We start from the raw sequence: 8,426 nt of genomic DNA on the forward strand, positions 1-8,426 counted from the left end.
TAAATTAATCAGCATTTTAATCTTATTCTAATATTGTGCACAACGTTCCCGCGGTATGGTGTCGTGGCAGTTTCTGTTCGATAGGATAGGAACTGTCAGGACGAAAAGCGCTTGCAGCGAACGTTGAATTATTTGGTTTAAAAGTACTGCCATGCACTATGACCGCGTGTTGTATGGCGTTTTTAATTATTTTTCAATACTTCTATATAATTCAGAATCACTAATAATTCTAATTGCTTTCATTTTATCAACACGCGATAAGTCAACCGTTTTATTTTCAGAATTAATCCAATTAATCAGTTCATTATTTTTGAAATAAAACTTATTTTTAAATGTTTTGTTTTCTTTTTCATTAAAACCCTCTGACCATTTGGGCTTATCATAGTCAACTCTAGTTTTAGAGACTAAAATCAAAGAATCATTTTTGTAAAAGTATTCTGATATTAAATCTTGTCTGTCTCCATCAAAATTTACGATAGATTTTCTGATAGCATTTTTATCATAAAATCTAATCAGATTGATTACTGCAACTCGATAAATATTTACGCTTTCATAGGAATAATTGTCTTTACTCAAATCTTGGAAGACATCAATATCATCATTCTCAACTTTTGTAAAAGTCTCTAATGAATTATTAATTATTTCACATTCATTGTCTATTTGCTTTACAAGGTTTTCACTTGATAATCCTACAGTCAACAAGAATAAAATTAATATCTGTCTCAAAATAATTTTTAATTAGGGATTTTATTAAAATGTCAAGTCCTAAAATATGGCTACAGGTTAATAATTAATTTAAGCTATATTTTAAAGACCATATTTGGTGTTTTGTACCCTAAAGATAAATGTAATCTTTTATTGTTATAAATATTAATTGCATTACTGGTTGCCATACTTGCCGCTTTCTTGCTAAAGAAGGTCTGGTCGAGGTAAAACTCATCCTTTAATATTCCGTTAACCCTTTCTGCTATTGCGTTTTCATAACAGTGGTTTTCTTCGGTCATACTTATCTCTATTCCTTTCTTTTTTAGAGCTTCCACATATTGATTGCTGCAATATTGGATCCCCCGATCAGAGTGATGTACCAACCCTGCCGCAGGTCGGGATGTTTGCAGAGCTCGCTTTAGGGCTCGCAAACATCCCGCCAGCTCCAAGGAATCACTGATGTCATATCCTACAATTTTACGGGAAAACATATCTGTGATAAGTGCCAGATAGCAAAAGCCGTTTATAGTACGGATGTAAGTAATATCGGCAACCCAAACCTGGTTAGGTGCCGTTACATCCATGTCTTTGACCATGTTCTTGTACTTATGGAAACGGTGATAAGAATCGGTTGTTTTACACGATGCCTTTTTGCGCTTTACCAGCATTTCGTGTTCCCGAAGTATGTCAAAGAGCTTGTCCCTACCGACTTTTATCCCTCTCAACGCAAATAAGGTAGATAAAGCTTCGTAAAGCTTCCTGGTCCCTACACGGGGCTGCTCAATACGTTCTTCTTTAACAAGCTCAAGTACCTGTTCGACAACTGCCTCTTTTTCTTGTTTACGGGCTTTGACCTTGTAGTAAGAATCCCTATGCATCCCATAACACTGGCAGGTTTGCTCAACGCTTGCCTGCCCTGTGTGTTTAACTTTTTCTACTGCTTTCAAAAGGCTTAGAGGTTTAAGTTTTTTTTTAACTCGTCCACATTCTTGTACCCCAGTTTCTCGGCTGCAACTTCAAGGTACGAGTCCATAACCAACTTGTCCAGGTCTTTCTTAATCAACAACTCCTTTAGTTGCTTGATCTCTTTTTGTAAGGCTTTGAGCCGTGTTGTTTCATCTTGATTTTCCACTAGAATTCGGGTATTCATTAAATCTTTACGGTTGTACTTCTTTATCCATTCATTTATGGTGGTCCTGTTTATACCATAAATGTCTCCAAGCTTTTTCTTGGAATATTTCCCAGTACTAAGTTCGGCTAAAATTTTCAATTTGAAACCTTCGCTGTATCTTCTTACAACGCCATCATTTTTATACATAATTGCTACGTGTTGTGTAGCCGTTTTTTAGGACGGGTCACAATTACGCACAACGGTTTGCGGTATGAAACGTTGGGGATTTCGAAGCACAAAACTATCAAGCCGTTAAGCCGCTGATTAAATGTTGTTTCGTTCAAATTTAGCACTTTCCGCGCAATGTTTTATGACCGCTTGTTGTAAGCTGGTGTTTATTGTTCAAAGTCAACTTTTACAAGTTTTTACAAATCTAATCTTTTATCTTATCAATTTGCACTGACCTTGATACGAAGCACGAATTTATTTTGTTTTTTGTGAGTGGGCAAACCCCAAACCGCCCTTAAAGGCGGTAACAGGGCTGGCATTTGTTAGCTCTTTGACAAGTTTTGGTCTGTGCGTAGCCCGTGCGACTTGCCAATGTGCTAACAAATAGGGTTGGCAATCTTATCACGATTCTAACCATTTTTTAAAATCCTGCACTTTTTCGCGACTAACAATTAAATCGTCAGAATTATTCGATTTCAGGTCAATACGCAATCTACTGTTTGAATAGCTTACTATATTCGATATTGCAGAAAAAGCAACGAGAAAACATCGATTAATCCTAAAAAATTTAGCTGGGTCAATTAAGTTTTCTATCTGGTCAAGCGAATAAGCAATAGTATAGTCTCTTCCTGCATTGTTTTGAAGAAAGGTATATTTCTCCATACTATAAAAACATTGCACATCGTCAACTGTGAAAACTTTAATGTGTTCGCCAACTTTTATTAAAAACTTGCTCTTATATTTTTTTGAAAGCGCATGTAAAATAGTGTCAAAAACCTGGGCTGAAATTTCTTTTGGAGCGTTGTTTTCTTTATACTTATCAACAGCCTGATTTAATTCACTTTGACCGATTGGTTTTAACAAATAATCGATACTGTTTATTTTAAAAGCTTTTAGGGCATATTCATCATAGGCAGTTGTGAATATTATTGGAGCTTTAACGATTGTTTGTTCAAATATTTCAAAACTTAAACCGTCGGAAAGTTGAATATCCATAAAAATCAAATCGGGAGTGTCATTATTATTCAGCCAAATTACAGCATTTTTAACTGACTGAATTGTATCAAGAATTACAATATCCCTGTCATATTTTTCAATCATTCCGGAAAGCTTAACTGCAGCTTCCTTTTCATCTTCAATTATCAAACACTTCATGACCTCTAGTTTTAATTATTGGCAACCTGACGGTGAAAAAGTCATCCGATTCTGTAATTTCGATTGGTAAATCGGAATGGTATGTAAACCTGTTTCTTAGATTTTCTAAACCATGTGGTTTCCTGTCAGGCATAATTATGTTTTTCTTTTGAATGTTATTCTTTACGACGATGAAATTATCCTCTATACCAAGCTCAATTTGTAACGGCATATCATCAGAGATAATGTTGTGCTTTATGGCATTTTCTATTAAAGTCTGCAACCCCAATGGAACAACTTGGATATTCTTATTTTCTGGTATTGTCGAATGAAATGTTAGGGCATTGCCAAATCGAATTTTTGAAAGAAAAATATAATCTTTCACAAATTTCATTTCAACATCTAACGAAACTAACTCTTTATCACTTTGTTCAAGCACATACCTGTAAATATCACTAAGTTTTTTCACAAAATCGCTGCCCAGTTCAGGTTTTCGCTCTATAACGCTGCTAAGCGTATTTAAACAATTAAACAAGAAATGTGGATTTACCTTATTTTTTAAAACTTCGTATTTAGCTTGCAGGTTTTCTCTCTTTAGTTCTTCATTTTTTTTAATAGATTTCATCCAATGATTTGAGAGTTGAGTAGAATAATAAATAGCGATAACAACCGAATCTAAAAACATAACCATTAATGACTTTATTAGGACATCCAAGAAAATATCTTCTTGAGCCATATCCCAAAAAAAGCGGTCGAAAATATATGGTAAAGAAACACTAATTATTATTCCATAAATTAACAATAATGATATGCCAATAATAGTTGTCTTTTTAGGATTTTTTGATTTGTCAAGCTTCTTTTCAGCATATCTGCCAATTGTTCCATTACCAAACCAGAAAGCAAATCCGTATGCCCACCCAAATGAAGCAAACTTAAGATAATAAGAGAATGATGAGAAGAGACGTGAACCTTGAAACAGGTAACTTACTAATGAACCAGTTGCAAGTATAAATAAAGTCCACCCAATATAATAGTAATATAATTTTTTATTTTTTATTGATTTCATGATTTCCAAGATAAATGATTTTTTAAAACTGAAGAAACTTTTACATTTATGATTATCTAGGTTTATATAAAGTGGTTAGTTATCTTTAACTATCCTAAAGCTTAGCCCTGCGCCTCTGTTTCCTTGTGGGTCGCCACCACGACTGGCAGACCTATTCCTATCTGCCGAAAGCCAAAAGCCTCCTCCACGTAGGACTTTTATTTCACCAGTTACGGGGCCTTGGGGATTTATTTTATCATTCACGTTGTACTCACCATACCAATCGCTGCACCATTCTATCACATTTCCATGCATATCGTATAGTCCAAAATTATTAGGTAAAAAACTACCAACCGCTATAGGCTTTTTCCGGTTTATTCCTTTTTCGCAATTTGCATACGGTTCTTTACCATTAAAATTAGCTTGTTCGGATGAAAGACAGTCGCCAGTATAAAATGGTGTGGTGGTGTTTGCCCTTGCAGCATATTCCCACTCAGCCTCAGTTGGCAATCTGCACCCAATCCATTCGGCAAAAGCCTTTGCATCATGCCATGTAACCTGTGTAACAGGGTTTTTATCCATGCCATATGGCCCGTAAAAAGGTCTTCTCCTGCCAGTTGCTTTGCAAAAAGCATTATATTGTTCAACGGTGATTGTATACTTACTCATTTTAAATGCGCTTATCGTAACTTCATGTTGAACTTCATCATCCTTTCTACCATTTTCAATTGCTGGGCTGCCCATCACAAAAGTTCCTGCTGGTATATCGACAAACTCAATCACAGGCTTTTCATCGGTAAAACTTTCTTTTGGCTTTGCGTCTTCATTCGTCAAATATTTTACATCCCTGCTTTTTGTAACCTGAATTTCAGGGGTGTTGTTGTAAATATGTTGTAATTTCGAAAGATTCTCAGCATTAAGCAATTGCATTAATTCGCTTATGTTGTCTAATATTTTTATTTGTTCTTTGGGCAATTGTTTTTCATCCTTAAAATAATAATCCATTATTGGCGAATACATGGTAAGTGGATATTCTGTTCCTAAAACTGATGCAAGGTCAGCACTTATTTTTCCGGTAATGGAACCTTCACCTAAATATTTTCCGGGAAAACCAAACGTATTAGGGTCAATTGTTCCTTTACGCATTTTCAACCATGCCTCGTTACTAATATCAAATTTATCTTTACTAAAATCAATCATATTTACATTTGGGTCTACTAACATCCAACGTGTTTCAGCCTTGTTCCATACCTCACAAATTACATGGCTTGCATGAAAGTCAGGAATTAAATAAGTAGCATGACCATATCTAACCCTTGCAGGAATGCCTTTGTATTTTAACATGGATGCAAGCAACAGTGCGTAATTTTGGCAACTGAAAACCAACCTGTCCTCAGGTTTTCGGTTAAGTGTTAAACCATTTGAGTCTTTGTGATAAAGTGCTTCTAAAATCGACTCTATGGTTGTATATTTGTTTATGTCATATCGGCTTTCACTTGGCATAACATCTTTATATGATGGATATTCTGCAACGATATGCATAAACTGTTTTTGAATTAATTGGCACAGTTCAGGTAATGAATCGGGAAGGTTTTCATACAAATATTCATATTTCCCGGGGTTGGTATAGGAACTGTACTGACAGTAAAAATCTAAAACAGATTTTTCATCGGTAAAGCCAAATTGTTGTTGAGCATTACATCCCGATAATGTTAAGATTGAAATTGTGATTAATAACAATGTGTTTCTCATGACTTATAAAGTTTTATGATTTAAAATTTTCTTCAAAGATTTCTCAAATCAAAACCTTATCAAATTTTAAGTCGATGAGTTGTTGAATTATACAGATGAATTGAAGATTTGTATTTATCCCCTTGTGCGGTGGCAAAAAAAACAACTCTTTTGCAAACTTTGGTTTGCAGGGCTGGCTTGCAGCGGTTTGCAAATGTGTTGTTTTGTGGGCGGGGTTTCCTCTTTCTTTGTGCGGAGGGAGAAAAAACAAAATAAATTCCCCTCAAACGGCACCGCCTTATCAACAGAGTACCAATCCAATCAATCAGTTTTTTTATTATTATTTCAATCAAGTTTCAATGTATCGTGTCGGCTCCATACACTTGCTTACAACGTTCCCGCGGTATGGTGTCGTGCGGTTGACTGTCCCACGAAGTGGAGACTGTCAAGCCGAAAACGACGACATACGGAATGTGGGTTTGCAGATTAAAACATAACCGCATGCACTATACCGTGTGTTGTAGGTAGTGGGTTCTATTTTGTCAGGTTTAATAAACTTTCTTTTAATCTTAAAAGACTCCCCATAATGATTTGCCAAACTTCTTCAGCGTCAATTCCGAAGTAATTATGAGCGATGATATTTCTAAATCCCTTAACCTTAAACCAGTCAATTTCTTTTTCAGTCTCTAAAATTAATTCGTTAGAAAGTTTTTCAACCATTTCACCAATCACAATAAAATTCATCATTGTGGCATCAAAGGAAATAGAATCATTATAAAAGTCATCTGCATTTTCAAATTTCTCGGAATATTTTTGAATCTTTTCAATTGATTCAATCATATTCATTATACAACTAAAGTCTTTATGAGAAATACTATACATATTTGACTTCTGTCAGGATTTGGTTTTTAAAAATTGGTTTAATGTATTTTTCTCTACAAATGTCCACAGGCAAATTGAACTTTGATTGAATTTCAGTTTTCAATTGCTGTTTAATAGTATATAAGTCTGGTGTATTATCTTTAAATTCAACAATTAAATCAATATCACTATTTTCATTTTGATCTCCTCTAGCTATAGAACCAAAGATTCCAATTTTAATCAAATGGTATTCTTTCTCCAATCTACTTTTATTTGTAGCTAGATAATAAAGTATTTGGTTTGAGTCAATCATTACAATTAATTTAATTCAAATATACAATTTTTCATTAATATAGATTTGCCTCATTTCACCCATTACCTACAACGTTCCCGCGGTATGGTGTCGTGCGGTTGACAGTCACACGAAGTGTTGATTGTCAAGCCGAAAACGACGGCATACGGAATGTGAATCTGCAGGTTAAAACAAAACCGCATGCACTATTACCGGGTGTTGTACGCTGGTGGTTATTCATTATTCTCTTGATTTTCCATAGTTTTAATCCTCTCATTAAGTCGTTTTTGAGCCTCTGCCTCTTTTTTGTCCCTGTATCTTTTATACCAAAAAATAATTGCAACAATCGGAAGCGAAAAAGAAAGAATCCAAGGTGCTATATTCCCCGATTTTGAATAACCAGCGCCTAAAATTGAAATGTTTATCAAGCTAAATCCAACTTGTCCTGTAGTCCAATTCATGCTAAATTTTATAAATCCTAGTAGCACACCGATAATCCACAACCATTTTCGCTTGAGTTGTTTTGTCTTAATCACAAAAATCAAGCTGATCAGTATGAAAAGCGGTATGGATATTGCAAAAAATAAAAACAAATAATGTAGAAATCCTTTTCCTTTAAGGGTGAAAGCGTGAACTTTTGTTAAAGAATCATCCATTATTCTTCCGTCAAAGGCTGTAATTAAGAGTTTATTATTTTGTTCTTGAATCCCAAATGTGAAATATAGGAATTTATCACCAACATTATATTCATAATCAATTCCATAAATTATAATTCCGTTATTACCATACATTCTGGTCATACGAGCATTAATAATCCGAAAAGAGTCTAAGTCATAAGTCAAGACGTTATTATGACTATTTGTCAAAAATTGTCTGCTATTTTCATTTCTTATTTCAGGCTGCAACAAAGTCATACAGGTATCAATATTTCCTTTCTGAATTTGAGTGATAAATTCAGTTGCAAACTTATCTACGTATGATGGAACAATTTTCTCAAAATCAATTTGTGGATTACAGCTAAATAATCCAAGTGCTATCATCGTAAGGAAGTAAATTAGTCTTTTCATAATCAAGCGATGTTTATTATTTGCAGTTCGGTTTTCTCCACTTGCGTACAACGTTCCCGCGGTATGGTGTCGTGGCAGTTTCTTTCACCCGTGAAAGGAACTGTCAGGATGAAAGGTGCTTTGCGCGAACGTTGATATTTTTTGTTTAAAAGTACTGCCATGCACTATGCACCGCGTGTTGTGGGTAGTGCTTTTTATAATGTACTGTCAATCATTTTACTAAAATACATCAGTATTATTACTTTCTTTTGT

General features: G+C 34.7%; 9 protein-coding genes. All 9 read right to left on the minus strand.

Going from position 1 to position 8,426, the window contains the following annotated elements; translation table 11 throughout:
* Positions 1-186: 186 nt before the first annotated feature.
* A complete protein-coding gene (locus ACE01N_RS19760; protein WP_380592683.1) occupies positions 187-726 on the minus strand; it encodes a hypothetical protein in 540 nt (179 codons plus the stop codon).
* Between the two features lie 74 nt (positions 727-800).
* Positions 801-1,652 carry an IS3 family transposase gene (locus ACE01N_RS19765; protein WP_380592685.1) on the minus strand — a complete coding sequence of 284 codons (852 nt, stop codon included), beginning with the start codon at positions 1,650-1,652 and terminating at the stop codon, positions 801-803.
* A 5-nt stretch (positions 1,653-1,657) separates the two neighbouring features.
* Complete coding sequence (locus ACE01N_RS19770; protein ID WP_380592687.1) at positions 1,658-2,023, minus strand: transposase; 366 nt, start codon at positions 2,021-2,023, stop codon at positions 1,658-1,660.
* A 423-nt stretch (positions 2,024-2,446) separates the two neighbouring features.
* On the minus strand, positions 2,447-3,190 hold the full coding sequence (locus tag ACE01N_RS19775) for a LytR/AlgR family response regulator transcription factor (protein WP_380592689.1): 744 nt from the start codon (positions 3,188-3,190) through the stop codon (positions 2,447-2,449).
* Positions 3,180-4,244: a sensor histidine kinase gene (locus ACE01N_RS19780; protein WP_380592691.1), complete on the minus strand. Its 1,065-nt coding sequence runs from the start codon at positions 4,242-4,244 to the stop codon at positions 3,180-3,182. Before ACE01N_RS19780 ends, ACE01N_RS19775 begins: the two co-directional genes overlap by 11 nt.
* 75 nt (positions 4,245-4,319) lie before the next feature.
* The gene (locus ACE01N_RS19785) at positions 4,320-5,825 is read right to left on the minus strand and encodes an SUMF1/EgtB/PvdO family nonheme iron enzyme (RefSeq protein ID WP_380592693.1); all 1,506 of its coding nucleotides are present in this window, start codon (positions 5,823-5,825) and stop codon (positions 4,320-4,322) included.
* Between the two features lie 663 nt (positions 5,826-6,488).
* A complete protein-coding gene (locus ACE01N_RS19790; protein WP_380592696.1) occupies positions 6,489-6,794 on the minus strand; it encodes a HepT-like ribonuclease domain-containing protein in 306 nt (101 codons plus the stop codon).
* A gap of 34 nt (positions 6,795-6,828) precedes the next feature.
* Positions 6,829-7,128, minus strand: coding sequence for a nucleotidyltransferase family protein (locus tag ACE01N_RS19795; protein ID WP_380592698.1), 300 nt, complete (start codon positions 7,126-7,128; stop codon positions 6,829-6,831).
* A gap of 212 nt (positions 7,129-7,340) precedes the next feature.
* Positions 7,341-8,174 carry a hypothetical protein gene (locus ACE01N_RS19800; protein ID WP_380592700.1) on the minus strand — a complete coding sequence of 278 codons (834 nt, stop codon included), beginning with the start codon at positions 8,172-8,174 and terminating at the stop codon, positions 7,341-7,343.
* Between the last annotated feature and the right edge of the window lie 252 nt (positions 8,175-8,426).

It is taken from the genome of Quyinboa ferrireducens (genome assembly GCF_042436675.1).
Taxonomy (GTDB): domain Bacteria; phylum Bacteroidota; class Bacteroidia; order Bacteroidales; family UBA5342; genus JBHJHP01.